The sequence below is a fragment of the Moritella sp. PE36 genome (assembly GCF_000170855.1).
Classification (GTDB): Bacteria; Pseudomonadota; Gammaproteobacteria; order Enterobacterales; family Moritellaceae; genus Moritella.
Genome location: NZ_ABCQ01000008.1, coordinates 111,935 through 133,494, shown reverse-complemented (window position 1 = coordinate 133,494; position 21,560 = coordinate 111,935). Strand labels below are relative to the sequence as shown.

The window sequence follows — 21,560 nt, the reverse complement described above, 5'->3', positions numbered from 1 at the left end:
CACTTATATAAATGTACTCATTACCGCGGCAATTAGACCGTAGATAATCATTGGAATAACGGTACGTTTAATGATGTAACCTTCTTTGTTCGAAATACCCAAGATAGTAGATACTGCAATTATGTTGTTAATACAGACCATGTTACCCATAGCGCCACCGACAGATTGCAGTGCCAGGATAGTCGTCTCAGGTAAACCAACAGTCGTTGCGATTGTTTGCTGAATGCCACCAAATGTCAGGTTAGATACTGTCGCCGAGCCTGAGAAGAATGCACCCAGTGCGCCAAGGTAAGCTGAAGCAAACTGCCAGTTAGTGCCCATCAAATCAGAGAACGCCATGCCGATGATTAGAATAGGGGAGTTTTCACCGCCAGCCATCATCAGTTTCACCATGATCAACGCGCCAATCAGGGTAATAAACGGCATCTTGATACGGCTACCGGTTTCAGTGAATACCTGTTTCACCATACTGCCTTTGAGTTTGAATAATGGAATAGAGATCAATACCACTAATAAGAACGGAACCAATGCCGGTACATAAAGCGCCTTGTAGGCCCAAGCGACGTTAGTACCAAGGATATTACTTAACTTGAAGATCAATGCTTGGCTGATACTAAAGTCACCGAGAATGCCCAACGACGCTGACATTGCTTCAGTCGCATCCGTCAGCATCGATTTAATACCCAGCTGTTTAATACGCGTCACAATTAAGATCAGGATAAGCAGTAATGTAGGTGTCATGGCCTTGAAGATCTCGCCACGCGACACATTTGTTTGGGTCGCATTATCATCACGCGTTTCTGCTGTTTTGATCAGGCCGATATTTAACTTAGCCAAACCAATCGAAATAGTCAGACCAATAGCACCACCCACTAATGCCGGGAATTCATAGTTCCATTGTGCGAATAGGAAATAAGGCACAGTACAAGATAAGGTACTTAACAAGATGAAGATGTAGTTACGACGAATGTCAGTCCAAGACGCGACAAAGCGTAAGGCCAATACCGGAATAACAAAGGCTGCAACAAAGTGGATCATCGCTGTTTGTTGACCGATTTCAAGTAATGCAGTATCACTTAAGCCTAGATTTGAGAAGCCAAACCAAGTTGGCGTACCTACTGCACCAAACGATACCGGTACCGAGTTCATCACTAGCGCTAACATCGCTACTTGTAATGGTGGGAAGCCCAAACCTACTAAGATAGGCGCTGCAATTGCGGCTGGGGTACCAAAGCCTGACGCACCTTCAATCATAAAGGCAAACGCCCAACCAATGATCATTAACTGAGCAACTTTATTACGGCTGATGCCTTCTAACCAGCGACTGATAGTATTCTCAGCACCCGATAGACACATCATGCGGTTCATCAAAATTGCCCCGGCAATAATCGATATTGGGGTAATGGCCGACAAGCTGCCCGCGATTACATTTGCCCAGATCAATGTCAGGTCGGTTTGGAAATAAAAGATTTGCAGTGCTGCCACAAACAACGCCGTTAACGGCAGTGCAATGTACGAGGGTACACCATTCTTTTTGGTCATCATCCATATTAGGAAGATAATTGGCATCATTGCCAAGATTAGGGATGTCATTGCTACCCACTCCATGTGTGCTCAGGCTATACGTCTATCTGGCTTACGCTGATAGTTATGCATGAGTCTATTTATTATATTGTTTAAATGTATTGTTGATAAAGTACAAGTCAGTAAATCCCTGTGCTTTCGTAAATACCCGTATCGTGTGGGGAATGGATTGTAAGAGCTTAAGCCTCAAACTCCACCCCTCTTTTTAGGTATGTAATTAGGACTATGGGTAACAAATGTGACATAAATAACAATGTGTAAAATAACGTAAATCACAAAATAGATTAAAATCAATGACTTATATTTATTGTGATAAATCGTTATAAATGATTGTAGCGGTATTAGAAACAGTGATTGTCATAATGCACGGTAATAAAATGGCGTGTCACTATCGACAAATTAACCGATTGACGCGTTTTGTGTGATGCGGATATTTATTTTGATGAAATAAAACCACGAAAAATAGGGTTTATAGCTTTAAATCCATCATTTCGTCATTTTATTACATGTGAGCATCCTTATTGCCTCTGGCGTGGTCGCCACTCGCTGCTGACTAATTGCACTAAGTTTAAAATGGCTTATTACCGTTAATGTCGAACTTCATTGTTTCCATATCTGATCTAATGATGCCTATCCCAATTCCTCGATTAAAATATAACTGGTTGTTTTAAAATAATTTGTTTGTTTTTACAAAAAGTTAAGATCACAAAAACAGCGCTATTAAGATATTTACTGGCATTAATCACGTTCGTTTTTTGCTGTGCTTGCTTATATCATGCTCCAAAAAATAAGCTCGGTGAGCAAGGTGAGATGATGAAAGTTAATTTTTTTGTAACCTGTCTATGTGATGTCGTTAAATCAAACGTCGCCAAAAAAACAGTGCTATTACTGGAACAGTTAGGCTGCGAAGTGTTATTCCCGAAAGAGCAAGGCTGCTGCGGTCAACCGTCATTGAATAGCGGGTATATCGAATCAAGTAAGCCAGCGATGAAATCATTAATTCGTGCCTTTGAAGGTAACGAGTATCCAATCGTCACGCCGGCGGGTTCATGCGCGGCAGCGGTAAAGAAATACCCTGAGTACTTAGCGGATGAACCGGAATGGGCGACACGAGCACAAGCGGTATCGGATCGTTTATTCGAGTTAACCCAGTTCATCGTCAATGAGCTTAAAGTCGAAAATGTTGGTGCGAAACTAGCAGGTCGGGGTGTTTATCATCCGTCTTGCAGTCTTATCCGTAAATTAGGTGTGCGTGAGGAGCCACTTAAATTACTGGGTAATGTGGAAGGGCTAGAGCTGGTTGCGATTAAAAACCAAGAAACCTGTTGTGGTTTTGGCGGTACATTTTCAATCAAGATGGCAGAGATCTCTGGCGAAATGGTGAAAGAAAAAGCAACCCATATTACTGCCGTAACACCCGATTACTTAATTGGTGCTGACGTGAGCTGTCTGATGAATATCGCCGGGCGTTTATCGCGCGAAGGCAAAACTGTGCAAGTCTTGCATATTGTTGATGTGCTCATGAGCCAAGTAGGAGAATAACATGTCGATGAAAACCAGTGATGTGATCTTTAAACAACGTATTAAAGAACAAATGCAAGACGGCTTCATGCGTAAATCGGTAGCCAATGCCCAAGAGCGTATGCTTACCAACCGTCAATTAGCGGCAGACAAACTAGGTAACTGGGATGAGTGGCGTGAAAACGGCATGGAGATCCGTAACCATGTATTAGACAACCTTGATTACTACTTACATCAGTTAAGTGAAAACGTGCAAAAGACCGGTGGTCATGTATTTTTTGCCGAAACCTCGCAACAAGCCACAGACTACATTGAAAATATCATCAAAGAAAAAAATGCCAAAAAAATCGTTAAATCTAAGTCGATGGTGACAGAAGAGATCGGCTTGAACGCAGTGATCCAACGTAACAACTGCGAAGTGATTGAAACCGATCTGGGTGAGTATATTTTGCAAGTAGATGACTGCGATCCACCGTCACATATTGTGGTGCCTGCGTTACATAAAAACCGCGAACAGATCCGCGGCGTATTTGAAGACAAGATTGGTTATACAGGCAGTTCCGATCCGGAAGAGATGACGCGTTTTGTGCGTGAGCATATTCGGCATGATTTTCTGGAAGCCGATATCGGTATTACCGGTTGTAACTTTGCGGTTGCAGAATCGGGGTCAATCAGCTTAGTGACCAATGAAGGTAATGCACGTCTGGCAACTTCGTTACCGAAAGTGCATATCGCGGTGATGGGTATGGAGCGTATCGTCCCGACCTTTGAAGAACTCGATATCATGGTCAGCTTGTTATGTCGTAGTGCGGTAGGTCTGCCATTAACCGGTTATGTCACCGCTATTACCGGCCCAAGAGAATCGAATGATATGGATGGCGCTGAAGAGTTCCATTTAGTGATCTTAGATAATGGCCGTTCAGACATTTTAGCGTCAGAATTTAAAGATATCTTACGCTGTATTCGTTGCGCGGCGTGTGTGAATACTTGTCCTGCTTATCGCCATATTGGTGGTCAGTCGTACGGTTCTATCTATTCTGGCCCTATCGGTGCGGTGCTGTCACCATTACTGGGTGGGTATGAAGATTTCCAAGATTTACCGTATGCGTGTTCGTTGTGTCAGGCCTGTAATGATGTGTGTCCGGTGAAGATCCCGCTGTCGGATCTGTTATTAAAACACCGTGAAAAAATGGTGGTTCAAAAGATCACGCCATTGGGTGAACGTATGGCTGTATCGGCGTTTAACTATTTAAATGCCAGTCCTAAATTATGGAACATGGGCATGAAGATCGGCGCTAAAGTGGGTGCGAAAGTGATTAAAAATGGCAAGTTACCGATTAATGTAGGTGCGATAGCTGACTGGACAGAAGCCCGCGATCTACCACAACCCGATGGTGAATCATTCCGTAGTTGGTTTGCAAACCGTGATGCCGACACTACTGTTTCTGGTACAGCTGCTGTCACAGGTATAGTTGAAGCTACTGTCACAGGTATGGTTAAAGCAAAAGTTGAAGTGAAAATTGAAGCTAACAAGAGTGAGAAATAATCATGCAAGGTAAGATACATAATCGCGATAGCTTTTTGGGTTCATTGGCTAAAAAACTGGGTCGTGAACTGAATACTGAAGGTGTAGAGCGTCCACCATTACCTCATAATCCACATCATGATGTGATGGCGGATTTTAGTCAGCAGCAACTTGCCGATGTATTTTTAGAATACACTAAAACTAATTTGAACTCGTTAGGTGTTAGCTGTAATAAAGAGGAATTGTGCGAAACCTTAACCAGTATTTGTAATGGTTTTAATGCCGGTAAAATTGTGGTGTCGGGTGATAGCCGTTTAGCTGAATTACAAGTAACTAATAATCTTAAACTGCAATTTGATGATGTTTATACTTGGGATACAGACCAAGCACATGACATTAATATCAAGCAAGCAGAGCAGGCGAAAGTCGGTATTGTGTTTGCCGAACAGGCATTGGCAGAGTCGGGGACGATGGTATTATACAGTGCCTCGACACATGGTCGTTCAGTGAGTTTGTTACCCGAAACATCGGTGTTCTTGATCCCGCAAAGCCAGATTGTGCCACGTATGACCCAAGCCACTAAACGGTTACATGATACAGCCCAAGCGGGTGAGCGTTTACCGTCTTGTGTTAACTTCATTTCTGGTCCAAGTTCGACAGCTGATATTGAGTTGATTAAAGTCATTGGTGTGCATGGTCCTATTCATGCCGCGTATGTCGTGATTGCAGATATGTAGTCTAAGTGAAGTCAACGAGGTTGGATCCGCAGTGAATGGCTTATGAATAGTTCATCACACCTATTCAACCTCGTCTAATTCTACGATTTAAGTGTATAATTACAGATTAGTCACCCCAAAAAAATTAGTTGAGAATTGCATGCCGCAAATTGATGATTTAGTGTTATTTACCCAAGTAATAGAACAAGGTTCGTTTAGCAAAGTGGCCGAGGCGAACAAGGTCACTAAGTCTGTGGTGAGTAAACGTATCAGTCGATTAGAAGAAGACCTTGGCGTACAGCTAATTTTCCGTACCACCCGTAAACTGACCTTAACCGAAGCGGGCGAGATGTTATTTTATCGCGCCAAAGGCATAGCCCAAACCGCTAAAAATGCCTTTGATACCGTGACCAGTTACAGCGAAACCTTAGCGGGACATATTAAGATGTCAGTACCCACTATCTCCGGCGAGTTGTTATTAGCCAGAGCCGTGGCGGAGTTTTGTGAAAAGCATCCCGGACTCACGGTCGATATGTCGATGAACAATGACTTTGTTGATTTAGTCGCAGATGGTTATGACTTGGTGATCCGTACCGGCCATTTAGAAGACTCCAGCCTGATCGCCCGTCATATCTTTAATTCGCGCTGGATGATCTGCGCTAGTCCTGAGTACCTTGCGCAGCAAGGTGAACCGCAATTTCCCGAACAGTTAGCACCATACAATTGCTTAGGTTATACCTGTCAAACCAGTGGTGCTTTCAACTGGTTATTTACCCGTGACGATGCCACGTATAACGTTAAAGTATCGGGTAATTTTAGTTCTAACAATGCCGTTGCACTTAAGCAAGCTGCGTTGGCAGGGAAGGGGTTAGCTTACCTACCAAAATGTTTGGTCTACAACGAACTGGATAATGGCAAGCTGGTGGAAGTCTTGTCACAGCAAACAGCGAAAGTGATTGGTATTTATGCGGTGTATCCGTATACCCGTAAACCGGCGAAAAAAGTGCAGCTGTTAATTGAACACATTCGCAGCTGTTATCTGGACATGAAAGAAAACTTTTAATCGCTTACTACTTTAAATTTTTAGCGCGAACGATTAGCACCTGCTTCGCGCATAGCGGTTGATTTCGCTTGTTAGTTAAAAAGTAGATGAAAATATCGCTAGTTGTATTACAATCCAGTTCCTTTTTTTGTAATGCGAACCCTTCATGATTGATTTAGCTATTCTACCTGTGTATTTAACTGCTGTTGTAGCGTTATTACTGATCCCTGGCCCTGACATGTTATTAATTGCCAGCTCAAGTTTAAGTTATGGCCGCAAGGTAGGGTTCTTTGCTAGTTTAGGTAATGCAACATCAGGTATTATCTTAACGTTATTAGCGGCTATGGGTGTGTCTGCGATGATCGCCATGAGTCCAATGGCACTTAAAGCGTTGCATTTAGTCGGTGGTTTATATTTATTAAAAATGGGTTGGGATTGTTTACGTACCAGCTCAGTCGTGGCGCCTGAAATAGATCAAACCAGCAAAATGGCGCGTTCACTGTATCGTAAAGCAGTATTCAGCAACCTATTAAACCCAAAAGCATTACTGTTCTTTGTGTTGTTCTTACCACAGTTTGTATCATCAAATATCGAGACTTCTTCTGGTGAACAAATGCTGGCGCTAGGCTTACTGCTTAATGTATTAGGTTTAATGTTTAACTTAATGCTAGTGGTGACAGTGGGTACCTTAGGTAAATCATTATTAACCAACGAACGCTTCCACATCTACCAACATAAAATCATGGGTTCGGTATTCGTATTACTCGGCGCTTGGTTGTTATTCTCGCAAGTACCGGCTGCTGTGGCCTAAGAAAAATTAACCTCTATACTTACAAAAATAGATGATGAGAGGGACCTTATCTTCATTTTTATTGTGAGTAATGCCTATGCCCTCCGTTAACATTAATTTTATTGTCATCTCCAGCCTTGCCATTTTTCCGATTAATACCGCGTTTTCAGCCCCCAACCCAAACGCGGGGCTTAACCCTAATCATGCCCGTGTTATACAGCATTGGGATAATTCACGGCGAAATGCGGCGATTCCCAGAGACTTGCTTATCGATCCTCGTGGGCGAGGCTATATGCGAGTTAAACAGGGTGAATTAACGCCTTATGGTCATACCGTTGAGCCATTAGCGGGAAAACCAAAGCGTAATGGGGATAGCACCGCGCCATTGATCTCAGATATGTCACCTAGTGGTGGCGTACTTGATACCACTATTACATTTAATGCGACGGTAACCGATAATGTTGCCGTATCACAGGTTGATTTTTACATCACTGGCCCGACGGCTAACCCGAATAGTTACAGTTTTGCTGCGAGTGCATCCAATGGCGATGTCTGGACAACGACGATCCAAGATTTTACCGATGGTGGATGGTGCTGGTACGTGACAGCGAAAGATACCGCTAAACGTGGTGGTAATAGAAGTACATCTCAAGAAGCATGCTTTGATGTCGATGCTGGTGGTAATGTCATTGAACCGCCTGCAACGGCCGACATAGTTGTGAATGGTAATTGGAGTATCAGTGCGCAAAATATCAGTGCCGATGTGCAATGGGCTGCAGGACGTATCTATTTTGAAATGCCAGCCAACAAACGAAAAAAACAGTGGAACGGTTATGTATGTTCAGGTACGACAGTTAAAGATACCACCACCGGCCGCTCACTTATTTTGACCGCGGCACATTGTGTTTATGACGATGCCAATAAAGCCTTTGCCCGTAATGTGTTGTTTATACCAAATCAAAGTGATTCAGGTACAGGTACTGATACCAACTGCAGTAACGATGTGATTGGTTGTTGGAGTACAGAATTTGGTATTGTCGATAGACGTTGGACACAGACGACGTTCCCTAACAATATCGAGTGGGATCATGCTTATTATGTTGTCAATGATGCTGGGGCGCATAGTGGTGCTAGTGCCAGCTCTGACATTCTAGCGAATGCTGTACCGGCGTTAAGCATTAACTTTGTTGCTGCTCGACATGATGAAGGGGACGGCACCAGTAGTGCGGTTGATCATAGCTATGGCTTAGGTTACTCCTATGTCGATGATCCGCACTTTATGTATTGTGCTGAAGGCATGACAACCGAAGGTGCGGTCAATTGGTGGTTACCAAGTTGTGGTTTATCAGGTGGTGCCTCGGGTGGACCTTGGTTACAAGATAACGGTAACGGTACCTGGGATATCATTTCGGTTAACTCTTGGGGTTATACCACAAGTCCCGGTATGGCAGGACCAAAATTGGATAACGCAGCAGGGGAGTGCTTATACAGCAAAGCGGACTCAGGTGCAGAGCCGAGCTCATTGAGTGATGGTAACGCCGGTATTATTACCGATTGCCCATAATCGGATGAAAGATATTTGCTCTAACAAAGAAGTGATAAAGGATTATTGCTTCTTTGCATATCATAAAATAACCACCTTTTAAAAATAAATTCCAGTTATCCCCATCACTTTTACATCCTTTTAATTTTACCAATCAGACTACGTGATCTTCGTAACTCAAGACACTCTACTCCGTCAGCTTCGGCACTACAATCAAACATTTCTGAGCTACTTGCCAAAGGATAAAATGCTTGCTATCCCCTGATACGGTAATTTAAGGAAACCATATCATCTGGAGTTATTATGTTCTGAAAGACATACTTGTTAAATGGGCTATTGCAACGAAGAAAGTAGAAAGTGAGTTGGGATATAAAGACTTACTTTTTGATTACGTAACTGAAAGAAACCGGTTTGGAGTTACATCGAGTCAGGCCGTTGTATGGATTGAGTAAAATTATAATTATAATTGATGAATGGTTCGGTGCTGAGAACACCGAACCAAAATCAATCAAACACTTCACTACTGCTAATGAAGTGGCAGAAAGATATCAACTAAAATCGTTGATAACAAGCAAATTTTATTAATTAAAATTATTTTTAGATTTTATTTCGTTTAGGGAGTATTTGTTCTAAATGATATATTTCAAACAATTTTCTCAGTTTAGAATGCGCCCATCAATCAAACAACTGAGAAATCAAAAGTGAAAAAATTATTACTAGCTACTATCGTCGCATCTACATTCGCATCAACAGCTGTTATGGCTTCAGAAGAAGGTATTAACCCACCGCCAATGGATACAACGCCTATTGTTGAAGTGCCTGTTGTTGGTGTACCAGTATCTCGCGATGCAATAGAACAACGCATTGTTGAACGTCATTATGACCGTAAATCAGACCGTATTATAAACGGTGGCATGAGTGCAGAAGGTCGTGCTCAACTAGAACAGCTTGCTAATTCTGAAAAAGCACTAAATCGTCGTACAGCTCGTATGGATGCTCGTAATGATTTCGGTATTGCTCCACCAATGGATAGCATCCCAACTCCTCCAAACGATGATAATGGCGAGCTACCACCTATTCACGGTGATCGTGACGATTTAACACCAGAAGCAAAAGAATCAATTATTGCTAACATTAAAGCACGTCAAGATTTCGGTATTACACCACCACCTGCTGATGGCGAATTACCACCAGTAGAAACTCCTGATTTACCAATCGTTGCACCTGCACCGGGCGAAGTTGGTAACGGAATAGTTCGTACTTACGCTGCCGCAGCACAACAGACACAAGAAGAGTTCAACTTTCAAACTCAAGCCGATATTGCTAATCTATATTCAGAAGTTGAACGTCTAGACGAAAAAATGGATTCTGTAATGGCTGGTACTCACGCAATTACAAATGCTCGTCCGTTCCTATCTGGCGCTGGTAAAACTGCTATCGGTGTAGGTACTGGTTTCGCTGGTTCTGCTTCATCTGTTGCAATCGGTGCTGCTCACAGCTTCACTAACAGCCTGTCTATGTCATTAACAGTTAATGCAACTACAGGTTCATACAGTGAAGTTTCTGGTGGCGCAGGCGTTCAATACCAATTCTAATTAGTATTGATTACACTAGTTAAATAATAAAGCACCGAACGTGAATACGTTCGGTGCTTTTTTTATCCGTAAGAATAAAATACTATATATCTGATCGCATTTACTTTAATTTTTCTGGTGGTTTTCCATTCAGTGATCATGCTAACCATCTAAGTTGGGTATCTATTAAGCTGGTGGCAGCAGCAAAACTAATTCGACTGTAGATCTACTTTCGCTTCGGCTGCTATCGATGCTATTTCTAACCTTATCAGCTTGTAAGCTATCAATACGCCCCAGAGCTCTTGCTTCACTCCTTCAATAAATCGACAACTAAGTGTTATTTGATTGTAGGTCTTTGTTTTTATACATATCGGTTCAAGTATAATAGCGCAGCGCAGAGCTAATTTCATTGAGTGATAGTGACGCGGTATCATTACTGCTTGCCCATAGTCTCAAGAAAATATATATGATAACTAACCGTCGCGGTAAAGGATTATCGTGACTTTTATAAATACTTCTTTGAATCTTCACTTATATCTAAATCCTTTTAATTTTACCAATCAGACTACGTGATTTACGTCACATAAGATGCTACACTCCGCCAACTTAAAATTCAGTAATTTATATTTAGTCCATTTTTTGGACAGGAGCGTTCCCCATCATTAGCACAGCCAATATTACAATGCAGTTCGGTGCCAAGCCACTTTTCGAAAATATCTCAGTTAAGTTCGGTGGCGGTAATCGTTACGGTTTAATCGGTGCTAACGGTTGTGGTAAATCAACATTCATGAAAATCCTAGGCGGCGATTTAGATCAAAGCTCTGGTAACGTGAAGCTTGATGAAAACGAACGTCTAGGTAAATTAAGTCAGGATCAATTCGCATTCGAAAACAACACTGTACTTGATACAGTGATCATGGGCCACGCAGAAATGTGGACAGTGAAAGAAGAACGTGACGCAATTTATGCTAACCCAGAAATGACTGAAGCAGATGGTATGCGTGTTGGCGATCTAGAAAGTGAATTCGCAGAGATGGACGGCTACACAGCTGAATCTCGTGCGGGTGAACTACTAATCGGTGTTGGTATCCCAGTAGAACTACACTACGGCCTAATGAGCGAAGTTGCTCCAGGTTGGAAACTACGTGTACTACTAGCACAAGCACTATTCTCTGATCCAGATATCTTACTACTTGACGAACCAACGAATAACTTGGATATCGCCACGATTGACTGGTTAGAAGAAACACTAAACGCACGTCAAAGCACAATGGTAATCATCTCGCATGACCGTCATTTCTTAAACAGTGTTTGTACTCACATGGCTGATCTAGATTTCGGTGAATTACGTGTTTACCCAGGTAACTACGATGATTACATGTTTGCTTCTGCATTAGCGCGTGAGCAACTACTAACAAGCAACTCGAAAAAAGAAGCGCAAATTACAGAGCTTAAAGCATTCGTTGCACGTTTCTCTGCAAACGCTTCTAAAGCAAAACAAGCATCATCACGTGCTAAACGTCTTGATAAAATTGAGCTTGATGAAATTAAAGTATCTAGCCGTCAAACGCCATTCATTCGTTTCGAGCAAGAAAAACAGCTTTACCGTAATGCATTAGAAATTCAAGACCTAACAAAAGGCTTTGATGATGGCCCATTATTCTCTAACTTCAAGACTATGGTCGAAGTTGGCGAGCGTATTGCAATTATCGGTACTAATGGTGTTGGTAAAACAACATTAATGCGTATGTTAGTAGACGAACTTACTCCAGATTCGGGTGAGTACAAATGGTCTGAAAACGTAAACATCGCTTATTATGCACAGGATCACGAATCATACTTCGAAGAAGATATGACGCTAATGGAGTGGATGAATCAGTGGAAAGAAAAAGGCGATGACGATCAAACTGTTCGTGGTTTCCTAGGTCGTTTACTATTCTCTAATGATGATATTAGCAAGAAAGTAAGTGTACTATCTGGTGGTGAAAAAGGCCGTATGCTTTACGGTAAATTAATGATGCAAAAACCAAACGTATTATTAATGGATGAACCAACTAACCACATGGATATGGAATCAATCGAAGCATTGAACATAGCGCTTGAGAAATATGAAGGTACTTTACTATTCATCTCTCATGACCGTGAGTTCGTATCTACAGTTGCGACACGTATCTGGGATATTACTCCAAACGGCATCGTTGATTTTGACGGTACTTACGAAGAATATATCGCAAGCAAATAATAAGCATTAACCGAGCAATCGGTGCTTGTTGTTAGTGAGTGAATCGTTGAGTTATAAATAGCTTAACGAATGAAAGGGTCATCGCTGTAAAGTGATGACCCTTTTTTGTGTTAATCGCTAAACCGTTTTATCGTTCGCTGCTTGTTCATATTCGTACTTCACTGGTACAAAGCGACTGAGTATCAAGGATAGACAAGCGATCGCTGCACCTGCGTAGAATACTAACGATGGGTTGTATAACCAGATCATGCCGAAGATAACTGGGATAACCACCGCGGCAATATGATTAATTGAGAAACTCACGCCCATGCTGCCAGCGATATCTTTCGGGTCGGCAATTTTTTGGAAATAGGTTTTGAGTGCAATCGCCATGGCAAAGAATAGGTGGTCAACGACATACAGTACCGCGGCAAGCTCTGCTGTTTCTACCAAGGCATAACCAATAAACACCAAGATAAGTCCGCTGTATTCCAATGTTAACGCACGACGTTCACCTACGCGTCCAATCCAGGCGCCGATCTTAGGGCCTAAATACAGATTAATGACATGGTTAAGCATGAAGAGTGCCGTGATCTCAGTAACGCCGTAGCCAAATTTTTCCACCATTAAAAATCCAGCGAAGACCACAAAGATCTGTCTGCGAGCCCCGGATAGAAAAGTCAGTAAATAATACAAACTATAACGCTTACGTAGGATGAGTTTTTTGTGTTGCACATGAGCATGGCTAACCTCAGGTTTGTGCGTTGCTAACCACGCTGTGATGGCTAAACCGAGCAGGCCACAGACCATGTATACAGTGATGTAATCGGCATCAAACACACTGAATGCTAGCCAAATACCAGCGAAGGTACAGAGTGCTGCAAATGATTTAATCGCCAGTAGACGACCGAGTTGCGCAGGCGCGTCGGTTTTACTAAACCATTGCAGGCTTAACGATTGGTTGATGGTTTCGTAATAATGGAAACCGACTGACATCAACACGGTGGTTGCATACAAGCCATAAACAGAGGGGAAGAAACCCGTTATAGCCACACCTATGCATAATAACGACAAGGCGATAATGGCCAAGACTTGTTCTGTTAATACCAGCAATACAAACGCAGCCGTGAAAGCCAGTAACCCCGGTATTTCTCGAATCGATTGCAGCGTGCCAATTTCGGCCCCGGTAAACGCGGCGTTCTCTATAGCAAAGTTATTTAACAGGGCATTCCAGGCGGAGAAGGTCATGGTCATGACTATTCCGGCAAGGGCAAGAAACACAAATGGACTTTCTTTAGAGGGTAGTTTGGAAAATAGTTTAGAGCGTGATTTGGATTGTGCTTTCATTACATCGACTGCTAATTGACTGAAGGAGGGTTAGATTAGCATTGTTACTGGTTAAAATACGATTGCAATATCGAGCTAAACACTTGGTCTATAATAAAAATAATGTTTTGTGCTGTAATAGCAGATATATGATGGTGTGTATTGAGATAAAACACCAGCCGAGCAAGTGAAGCTGGGTATCTGATGCTTATCTCAATGCTGATATCCGCTTATTATGATTTATTTAAGGCGCGGATTATCGTGTAGGTGTATAGCGTTCGATTTCTTTTTACTTTTCGCTAACGGCTTTAGTGATAGCTTTAATTTTTTTGCTGATTTCACGACGTTCTTTAGATAGTTCAGCACCCGTAATGATGTGGTCATCAACACGGTCTTCATAATCTGATTTCATGTTCGCAATGATTTCAACAATCTGTGCTTGAGTCATTTCTGGAGAAAGATAATCAAGTAGGTTATCAAGTAGATCAACACGTTTTTGGTTATCACGTATTTTCTTTGCGTTAGCGAGGATCTCACGTTTTAGCTTGTTTTTACGACGAGCACTTTTTACAGCATCAAAAACATTATTCATTAGTACACCTATATTGTCTGAAAGTTGAGAGATGTTATTAAAATAAATCCTCTTTAATTTAACAGGATAATGCCCTAAAAGCTCTGTGTTTTTGAGCTAATCAGAGCCGATTTTCAATTTTTTGCGCTGAATCAAAAATGGTTATTTTATAAACCACCCTGTAAAAATGCGGCTTGTGTTATTATTACCCGATAACTCATCGAAGGAATTACCATGCAATATCAAGATCTAACTCAACAGTGGCCTGCATTCTCTAAAGCAATTTTAGCATTCACCCATCAGCTTGGTTTAGTTGCGCAATCAAACTCAAATAATGAGGCAGTATGGTGTGACCATGTAGCATTGCGCGTTAATGATATTGCCACCGCAGAGTCATTACTGGCGGAGTTTAAACAACGTGGTAAGGTCATTTCTGACAGTATTATTAACGGTCGACCGATATATATAATAGAATTAGATGAGCCGTTAACATTAGGCGGTTGGCAGATTGATTGTGTCGAACTGCCGTTTCCTGGCAAACATTATCCACAGCAGGGCTGGGAACATATTGAGTTAGTTCTGCCGGGTAATGCGGCTAGCATGGCTGAATTAGAGCAGGCTCTACATGCGGTTAACCCTGATATTGATACTGTGTTAGCCAATGACTGCAGCATTAAAATTAAACGTTCTTCGCCACAAGCGGCAGGTGAAACATTAGCTAATCCGACGATTGCATTTAAACAAGGTGATATCTGCATTAAGGTACATAGCGCGGGTATTAAAGCTGTCGTTGCGAGTGAATCTGCGGCATAATAACTGCAATTGATAATCATTCGTAACAACTAAAGGTAGGCGTGGTTTTATAGACATTATGATAAAAACAACTTCTCAATCTCAGCAAGACGACCAACAAGACCATAAGCAAACATCAGCGCAAGCGTCTCAACAAACCGCTGACCAAACCTCTCTGCAAACAAAACAAGACAATCTTATCAGCTGGGCGTTGATTCGTGAGCGGGTATTACGCCAAAAGAAACCATTAATCACCGCGCATATTATAGCTGTATTTGCCACTTTAGTCAGTGTGCCTATTCCGCTGATGATGCCTTTGCTGGTGGATGAAGTCTTGCTCGAAAAGCCGGGTGCTGCAGTACAGGCAATGCAAAACATGTTCCCTGAATCATGGTGGGGACCGCAACTGTATATTTTGGCGATCCTTGGCTTCGTGGTGTTGTTACGTTTATCGAGTTTAGTCTTGTCGGTATGGCAAGCAAGACAATTTACCATCATAGGTAAGAACTTAAGCTTCTACATTCGTAATAAATTAATGCACCACTTACCGTTGGTATCATTAACTGAATATGAAACGCAGGGCTCGGGCGGGATCAGTTCTCGCTGTATTACCGATGTTGAAACCATCGATAAGTTCTTAGCGGAAACCTTGTCAAAATTCCTGGTCAGTATGCTCACTATTCTCGGTACGGCTGCGATCTTGTTATGGATTGATTGGCAGTTAGGTTTGATTATCTTATTGCTGAATCCGGCGGTGATTTATTTTTCTCGTTCGTTTGGTAAGCGGGTTAAAAACTTAAAAACCCGTGAAAATGCCGCCTTTGAAGCATTTCAAGAAGCCTTGATTGATACCTTAGATGCGATCCAACAGTTACGCACCGCGCAACGTGAAAAGCAATATTTTAGCCGTGTGATTGAAGCCGCGAGTGAGTTACGTGATAGCGCGATCCAATCACAATGGAAAACCGATGCCGTTAACCGTTTAAGTTTCACTATCTTTTTAATTGGTTTTGAAGTGTTCCGTGCCATTGCTATGTTGATGGTGGTATTTGCGGATCTCACTATCGGTCAGATCTTCGCGGTATTTGGTTACCTGTGGTTTATGATGGGACCGGTACAAGAATTATTAAGTATTCAATATACCTACTTCGCAGCCTCGGCGGCATTGAAACGATTAAACGGTGTGTTCGAATTAACCCAAGAGCCACAACATCCGTGTTTGGTTGATCCGTTTGCAGATCAAGAAGGCGTTGCGGTTGAATTCAAAGACGTGTGTTTTGCTTACAATAGTGAAAACAAAGTCATTCGTAATGTAAACTTAGTGATCCCGAAAGGTAAGAAAGTCGCGATTGTTGCGGTAAGTGGCGGTGGTAAATCGACCTTGGTGCAATTGTTATTGGGTTTATATGAGAAACAGCAAGGCGAGATCTTAATTAACGATGTGCCGCTAAACCAGATTGGTTATGATAAAGTACGTGAAAATATTGCCACGGTCTTACAGCAACCTATTTTGTTTAATACTTCGATCCGTGAAAATTTATCTATGGGTAATAGCTTTACCGATGATGAATTGTGGCAAGCGCTGCAAGTAGCCGAAATGGCAGAAACAATTAAACAACTGGGCCACGGACTAGACACCTTAGTCGGACGTAATGGTGTGCGCCTTTCTGGTGGTCAACGCCAGCGTTTAGCCATTGCGAGAATGGTATTAAGTAAACCACAAATGGTGGTATTTGATGAAGCAACATCGGCGTTAGATACCGAAACCGAAAGTCGGTTACACCATAATCTGAGTGAATTTTTAGAAGATAGAACGACATTAATTATTGCCCATAGACTAAGCGCAATCAAACAAGCTGATTTGATCTATGTGCTCGACGATGGCGAAATTAGCCAGTCAGGACAACATCATGAATTATTACAGGTTGAAGGGCTTTATCAAACGTTGTATGGCCGCTTACAATCTACTCATTAACCGTGAGGATAACAAGAGTATGAATAAAGATATGAAGAACACAGATAAAAGCACTATTAAGGTGACGAAAACAGACGCCGAGTGGCAAGCCGAGTTAACGGATGAAGAGTTTCACGTGTGCCGTAAAAAAGGCACAGAGCATGCTTACACGGGGACGCTGTTAAACAATGAGACAGTGGGCGTATACCACTGTAAATGCTGTGGTAGTGAGTTATTTACTAGCGATAGCAAGTTCAATTCGGGCTGCGGTTGGCCAAGCTTTGATAAAGAGATCAAATCAGGCGCAGTGGTGTATACCGAAGACAGCAGTTTAGCCATGCAACGCATTGAAGTGACGTGCAGTAACTGTGACTCGCATTTAGGCCATGTATTCCCGGATGGTCCTACAGAGACAGGTCAACGTTTTTGTATCAACTCGATATCGATGGGCTTTAGCCAAGGACAAAAGAGATAATTCGTGAGCATCATTAATAAACCAGACTCTAGTAATTATAAACTAGCAGGTATCGATTCACTTAAGTGTGATAATCACTATGCGACGTTACCCGCGCATTTTTATAACAAGCAAATGCCTGATGGTATCAGCGACCCGAAAATGGTCAGTCTAAACCCGCAAGTATTAGCCTTGTTAGGTTTAGATAATGTTGTCGCTGATAGCGATGCGTTATTGCAGCTATGCTCTGGTAACTATCTACCAAGTGGGTTCGACCCACTGGCAATGAAGTATACCGGTCATCAGTTTGGTCACTACAACCCTGATCTCGGTGACGGTCGTGGTTTATTGTTAGCACAAGTTAAAGGTAATGATGCTAGTGGTGATGGTAGTAATAGTAATAGTAGTAAGAACACGACTTGGGATCTGCATTTAAAAGGTGCAGGCAAAACGCCTTATAGCCGTCAAGGTGATGGTCGCGCGGTATTACGTTCAAGCATTCGTGAGTATTTATGCAGTGCGGCAATGCAAGGCTTAGGTATTCCAACAACACAAGCATTAAGTGTGGTTGTTGGTAGCGATGCGGTGATGCGTGAACAGGTTGAACAAGCGGCCATGGTGGTACGTGTTGCTGAATCGCATGTGCGTTTTGGCCACTTCGAACACTTTTATTATACTCAGCAGTTAGACGATTTAAAGCTGATGCTGGATTATACTCTGACCAAGCATTTCCCTGATGTCTTAACCGCAGAAGTACCTTACTTGGCGTTTTATAAGCAAGTGATGACCACTACCGCGGAGTTAATGGCACATTGGCAAGCGGTTGGTTTTGTTCACGGGGTAATGAATACCGATAACATGTCGATCTTAGGTCAAACCTTTGATTATGGCCCGTTTGCGTTTCAGGATAACTTCGATCCGGCTTATGTTTGTAACCACACCGATTATTCGGGACGTTATGCCTTTAATCAGCAACCACAAGTGGGTTACTGGAACTTAATGGCGTTAGGTCGTGCGTTGACGCCGTTCATGGATGTCGAGCCGTTAAATACAGTACTGCAAACTTATGATGATATCTTCTTAGCGAAATTTCGTGAGTTGATGCGTGGTAAACTCGGTTTACAACAAGTGCAGGATACGGATGGTGAGTTGATTAAAAACTTGCTGGAAATATTGGCAGGTAGCGCAGTGGACTATACCTATTTCTTCCGTTCATTAAGTGATTTTGATAGCGCAGAGGATGCTGAAAATAGTACTAATAATGAAAAGAATAGCGCTATTCGCGATCAGTTTATCGACCGAGAGGCATTTGATGGCTGGGCAGTTAAATATCAGCAACGTTTAGTCTTAGAATCGAGCGTAGATGAGGTGCGTAAAGTACGCATGAATCAAGTTAACCCTAAGTATATTTTACGCAATTACTTAGCGCAGCAAGCGATCACGCAAGCAACAGACTATGACTATAGCCTGGTGAATGAGTTACTTGAAGTATTAACCAATCCATTTTCCGAACACCCTGAGTTTGAAACGCTCGCTGCATTACCGCCCGAGTGGGGACGCAAGATGGTACTGAGCTGTTCGTCTTAGTCACTCTAAATGAATACTGCCGATATGCTTATATCGGCAGTATTAACCCAGAAAATATTTCTGCATGATTAATTAAAACCCTTCGGTATAACCAATAACAACCCTTCGGTATAACCAATAACAACCCTTATATATAACCAATAGACGGCTGACCGGTGCATTATTGTGCTTTTAAATTATTGCCGGGCGTTATTATTACCCATACAACTTTCGTTTTAATTATGAAATGAAAGAAAAGAGCCCTACATTGTTAGGTGGCAGTCACAACTAACCACTAGTTTTCGTTACATAAAATAAATCTAAGGTAATATTTTCGTTCTGAGCATCATGTTTATACACGCGACAATTATAGACGCATGATGACTGTTAATTAATATCAGATGTGGCATTCCTTTTTGCCTGATGATTTGGAACGTAAAATGAAAAAAATAACATTGAAGGCTCGATTGGTATTAACCGCATCGATTGCTGTTTTTATTGGTGCTGGAGCCGTTGGAGCAACTGGCTATTTTTCTGCTAAACATAGAATTGAAAATGAGACTTTATCAAGAATAGAAAGTACTGCAAACTCATACAATAAATCTTTAACTGATTGGTTAAGTTCTAAATCAGATACCTTGAATAGTATGCCTGCAAACACGCCTTTAATGATGGTTCGAAGTACGTTAAAAATAATTAAAAATGCGGGCCGCTTTGAAAACGTTTTTTTCGCTTATCCTGATGGCAATCAAAAGAATGCTGATGATGTAGAACTTCCAGAGGGAAATGACGATCCGAGAAAATGGGGCTGGTATAAAAATGCCTCGATGGATGCTATTTTTATGGATACCCCGACCGTTGCTGCGGCAACAGGAAATCGAGTTGTATCTTTAAGTCGCGCAATGAAATTTTACAACACTGATATGGTGATTGGAGCAGATGTTAAAATTGATATTTTAATTTCAAATTTAGCGCAAACGCTTATTCCTGGAAATGGAAAAATATTTGTTGTATCTAATGATGGTGAAATTTTTGCGGATGTAAATACAGCGCTTATTAATAAGAAATTAACCGATATTTCGTTAGATAATAAATATTTAAATAATGAGCAGCCTAAGATTTATAATGACAACATAAATGGCACTGACAGTGTCATATATGTTGCTCCAATTGAAGGCACAAACCTAAGAACCATTATAGTTATTGATAGAGCAAGTATTACTCAAGATATTAGAGATAATGCGTTCTTGCAATTATTTGCGGCATTGGCTGTCAGTTTAATTGTGTCTTTGTTTATGTTCTTTTTTATTAAAAAATCACTCAATCCATTGCTTAAGGTGACGGCATCTTTAAAAGAGATCGCGGCTGGAGGCGGTGATCTTACGCATCGTCTTGACGCAAGTAATGCAGATGAAATTGGAGAATTAAGCCAAGCCTTTAATGATGTCGCTGAAAGCCAAAGATCTTTAATTGAAGAAGTTAAACATCAAGCGACTACGCTTAAATCTATGGCTGAAATAAGCCAATCAAAATCACATGAAAACAGTAACATAATCAAAGAACAACAAATTGAAGTGTCTATGGTGGCCACGGCGGTTAACGAAATGACAAGCGCTACTGTAGAGATTGCTCGCAATGCAGAAGAGGCTGCAAGTTCAGCGCAAGCATCTTCTGAAAGTGCACAAAAAGGCATGACCATTATTTCTGGTTCGATTAAGTCCATCGGTGATCTTTCGTGCGAGATTAAAGAGACATCTAATGTTATAGAAGAATTGAATTCGCATGTACTGGAAATCAATAGCATTCTTGTCGCTATTCAAACGATTGCCGATCAGACTAACCTACTTGCACTTAATGCTGCTATCGAAGCTGCTCGTGCCGGGGATGCCGGACGTGGTTTTGCTGTGGTCGCTGATGAAGTTCGTACGCTTTCTCAAAAGACCCACCGCTCTACAGGAGAGATTCAAAAAACAATTCAAACACTTCAAGACATTGTTGGCAAAGCCACTGTACTGATGAAATCAAGTGAAAAACTTGCACTCTCTACCGTTTCGGAATCCGATCTTGTCGCTGAATCGTTTAATGAAATTAATGTGTCTATCCAGAAAATTTCTGATATGTCGACGCAAATTGCGACCGCTGTTGAACAACAAACGGCGGTAACAGGCGAGATATCTGAAAATGTAAATAACATTAATAATGTATCCGATATTTTATCCGAAAACGCGGTTGATGCTAATGAACAGTCTAATGTGCTTAATACCGAAGCCACTAAACTTTATGATAGCGTAGCGATATATACGGTTTAATTACTGAAATATAATTAAGATAATAACCAGATATCTTGTATTATATACTCTCAGGTTTCATGACCACTAGGA

The 21,560-nt window shown here is 41.7% G+C and carries 16 protein-coding genes; 13 read left to right on the top strand and 3 right to left on the bottom strand.

Annotated features, from left to right (window positions below):
• Positions 1–3 precede the first annotated feature (3 nt).
• Complete coding sequence (locus PE36_RS07490) at positions 4–1,593, bottom strand: L-lactate permease (protein WP_043994195.1); 1,590 nt, start codon at positions 1,591–1,593, stop codon at positions 4–6.
• An 804-nt stretch (positions 1,594–2,397) separates the two neighbouring features.
• Between PE36_RS07490 and PE36_RS07485 the strand changes: the two genes are divergently transcribed.
• The 8 genes from PE36_RS07485 (at position 2,398) to PE36_RS07445 (ending at position 12,537) form a co-directional block, all read left to right on the top strand.
• A complete protein-coding gene (locus PE36_RS07485) occupies positions 2,398–3,126 on the top strand; it encodes a (Fe-S)-binding protein (RefSeq protein ID WP_006031377.1) in 729 nt (242 codons plus the stop codon).
• A gap of 1 nt (position 3,127) precedes the next feature.
• On the top strand, positions 3,128–4,651 hold the full coding sequence (locus tag PE36_RS07480; protein ID WP_232286548.1) for a LutB/LldF family L-lactate oxidation iron-sulfur protein: 1,524 nt from the start codon (positions 3,128–3,130) through the stop codon (positions 4,649–4,651).
• A gap of 2 nt (positions 4,652–4,653) precedes the next feature.
• Positions 4,654–5,367, top strand: a complete 714-nt coding sequence (locus tag PE36_RS07475; RefSeq protein WP_006031375.1) for a lactate utilization protein C — start codon at positions 4,654–4,656, stop codon at positions 5,365–5,367.
• Positions 5,368–5,506: 139 nt separating this feature from the next.
• The gene (locus PE36_RS07470; RefSeq protein ID WP_006031374.1) at positions 5,507–6,409 is read left to right on the top strand and encodes a LysR family transcriptional regulator; all 903 of its coding nucleotides are present in this window, start codon (positions 5,507–5,509) and stop codon (positions 6,407–6,409) included.
• A 145-nt stretch (positions 6,410–6,554) separates the two neighbouring features.
• Positions 6,555–7,199, top strand: a complete 645-nt coding sequence (locus PE36_RS07465; protein ID WP_006031373.1) for a LysE family translocator — start codon at positions 6,555–6,557, stop codon at positions 7,197–7,199.
• 76 nt (positions 7,200–7,275) lie between these two features.
• Positions 7,276–8,742: a hypothetical protein gene (locus tag PE36_RS07460; RefSeq protein ID WP_232286547.1), complete on the top strand. Its 1,467-nt coding sequence runs from the start codon at positions 7,276–7,278 to the stop codon at positions 8,740–8,742.
• Between the two features lie 680 nt (positions 8,743–9,422).
• Entirely contained in the window at positions 9,423–10,316 is an 894-nt protein-coding gene (locus PE36_RS23710) for a YadA C-terminal domain-containing protein (RefSeq protein ID WP_006031371.1), read from the top strand.
• 637 nt (positions 10,317–10,953) lie between these two features.
• Complete coding sequence (locus tag PE36_RS07445) at positions 10,954–12,537, top strand: ABC-F family ATPase (RefSeq protein WP_083797985.1); 1,584 nt, start codon at positions 10,954–10,956, stop codon at positions 12,535–12,537.
• Between the two features lie 117 nt (positions 12,538–12,654).
• Here the strand turns inward: PE36_RS07445 and PE36_RS07440 are convergent, their stop codons facing one another.
• Both PE36_RS07440 and PE36_RS07435 read right to left on the bottom strand, forming a co-directional pair.
• Positions 12,655–13,863 carry an MFS transporter gene (locus PE36_RS07440; protein ID WP_043994190.1) on the bottom strand — a complete coding sequence of 403 codons (1,209 nt, stop codon included), beginning with the start codon at positions 13,861–13,863 and terminating at the stop codon, positions 12,655–12,657.
• 268 nt (positions 13,864–14,131) lie between these two features.
• Positions 14,132–14,434, bottom strand: a complete 303-nt coding sequence (locus tag PE36_RS07435; protein WP_006031367.1) for a DUF496 family protein — start codon at positions 14,432–14,434, stop codon at positions 14,132–14,134.
• Between the two features lie 213 nt (positions 14,435–14,647).
• On the opposite strand from PE36_RS07435, the gene PE36_RS07430 reads away from it, so the two are divergent.
• From PE36_RS07430 to PE36_RS07410, 5 genes are all read left to right on the top strand, one after another.
• Positions 14,648–15,226: a VOC family protein gene (locus PE36_RS07430; protein WP_006031366.1), complete on the top strand. Its 579-nt coding sequence runs from the start codon at positions 14,648–14,650 to the stop codon at positions 15,224–15,226.
• 58 nt (positions 15,227–15,284) lie between these two features.
• Positions 15,285–17,180 (top strand): ABC transporter ATP-binding protein, encoded by a 1,896-nt coding sequence (locus PE36_RS07425; RefSeq protein WP_006031365.1) that lies wholly within the window; start codon positions 15,285–15,287, stop codon positions 17,178–17,180.
• Positions 17,181–17,199: 19 nt separating this feature from the next.
• Positions 17,200–17,634: a peptide-methionine (R)-S-oxide reductase MsrB gene (gene msrB / locus PE36_RS07420; protein WP_232286546.1), complete on the top strand. Its 435-nt coding sequence runs from the start codon at positions 17,200–17,202 to the stop codon at positions 17,632–17,634.
• 3 nt (positions 17,635–17,637) lie between these two features.
• Positions 17,638–19,200 carry a YdiU family protein gene (locus tag PE36_RS07415; protein ID WP_006031363.1) on the top strand — a complete coding sequence of 521 codons (1,563 nt, stop codon included), beginning with the start codon at positions 17,638–17,640 and terminating at the stop codon, positions 19,198–19,200.
• 419 nt (positions 19,201–19,619) lie between these two features.
• Positions 19,620–21,488, top strand: a complete 1,869-nt coding sequence (locus PE36_RS07410) for a methyl-accepting chemotaxis protein (protein ID WP_043994189.1) — start codon at positions 19,620–19,622, stop codon at positions 21,486–21,488.
• Positions 21,489–21,560 lie beyond the last annotated feature (72 nt).

Excerpts from the sequence above, each read along its gene's own strand:
- PE36_RS07490 (WP_043994195.1), bottom strand. The coding sequence starts at position 1,593 with ATGACATCCCTAATCTTGGCAATGATGCCAATTATCTTCCTAATATGG.
- PE36_RS07485 (WP_006031377.1), top strand. The coding sequence starts at position 2,398 with ATGAAAGTTAATTTTTTTGTAACCTGTCTATGTGATGTCGTTAAATCA.
- PE36_RS07480 (WP_232286548.1), top strand. The coding sequence starts at position 3,128 with ATGTCGATGAAAACCAGTGATGTGATCTTTAAACAACGTATTAAAGAA.
- PE36_RS07475 (WP_006031375.1), top strand. The coding sequence starts at position 4,654 with ATGCAAGGTAAGATACATAATCGCGATAGCTTTTTGGGTTCATTGGCT.
- PE36_RS07470 (WP_006031374.1), top strand. The coding sequence starts at position 5,507 with ATGCCGCAAATTGATGATTTAGTGTTATTTACCCAAGTAATAGAACAA.
- PE36_RS07465 (WP_006031373.1), top strand. The coding sequence starts at position 6,555 with ATGATTGATTTAGCTATTCTACCTGTGTATTTAACTGCTGTTGTAGCG.
- PE36_RS07460 (WP_232286547.1), top strand. The coding sequence starts at position 7,276 with ATGCCCTCCGTTAACATTAATTTTATTGTCATCTCCAGCCTTGCCATT.
- PE36_RS07440 (WP_043994190.1), bottom strand. The coding sequence starts at position 13,863 with ATGAAAGCACAATCCAAATCACGCTCTAAACTATTTTCCAAACTACCC.
- PE36_RS07435 (WP_006031367.1), bottom strand. The coding sequence starts at position 14,434 with ATGAATAATGTTTTTGATGCTGTAAAAAGTGCTCGTCGTAAAAACAAG.
- PE36_RS07430 (WP_006031366.1), top strand. The coding sequence starts at position 14,648 with ATGCAATATCAAGATCTAACTCAACAGTGGCCTGCATTCTCTAAAGCA.
- PE36_RS07425 (WP_006031365.1), top strand. The coding sequence starts at position 15,285 with ATGATAAAAACAACTTCTCAATCTCAGCAAGACGACCAACAAGACCAT.
- msrB (WP_232286546.1), top strand. The coding sequence starts at position 17,200 with ATGAATAAAGATATGAAGAACACAGATAAAAGCACTATTAAGGTGACG.
- PE36_RS07410 (WP_043994189.1), top strand. The coding sequence starts at position 19,620 with ATGAAAAAAATAACATTGAAGGCTCGATTGGTATTAACCGCATCGATT.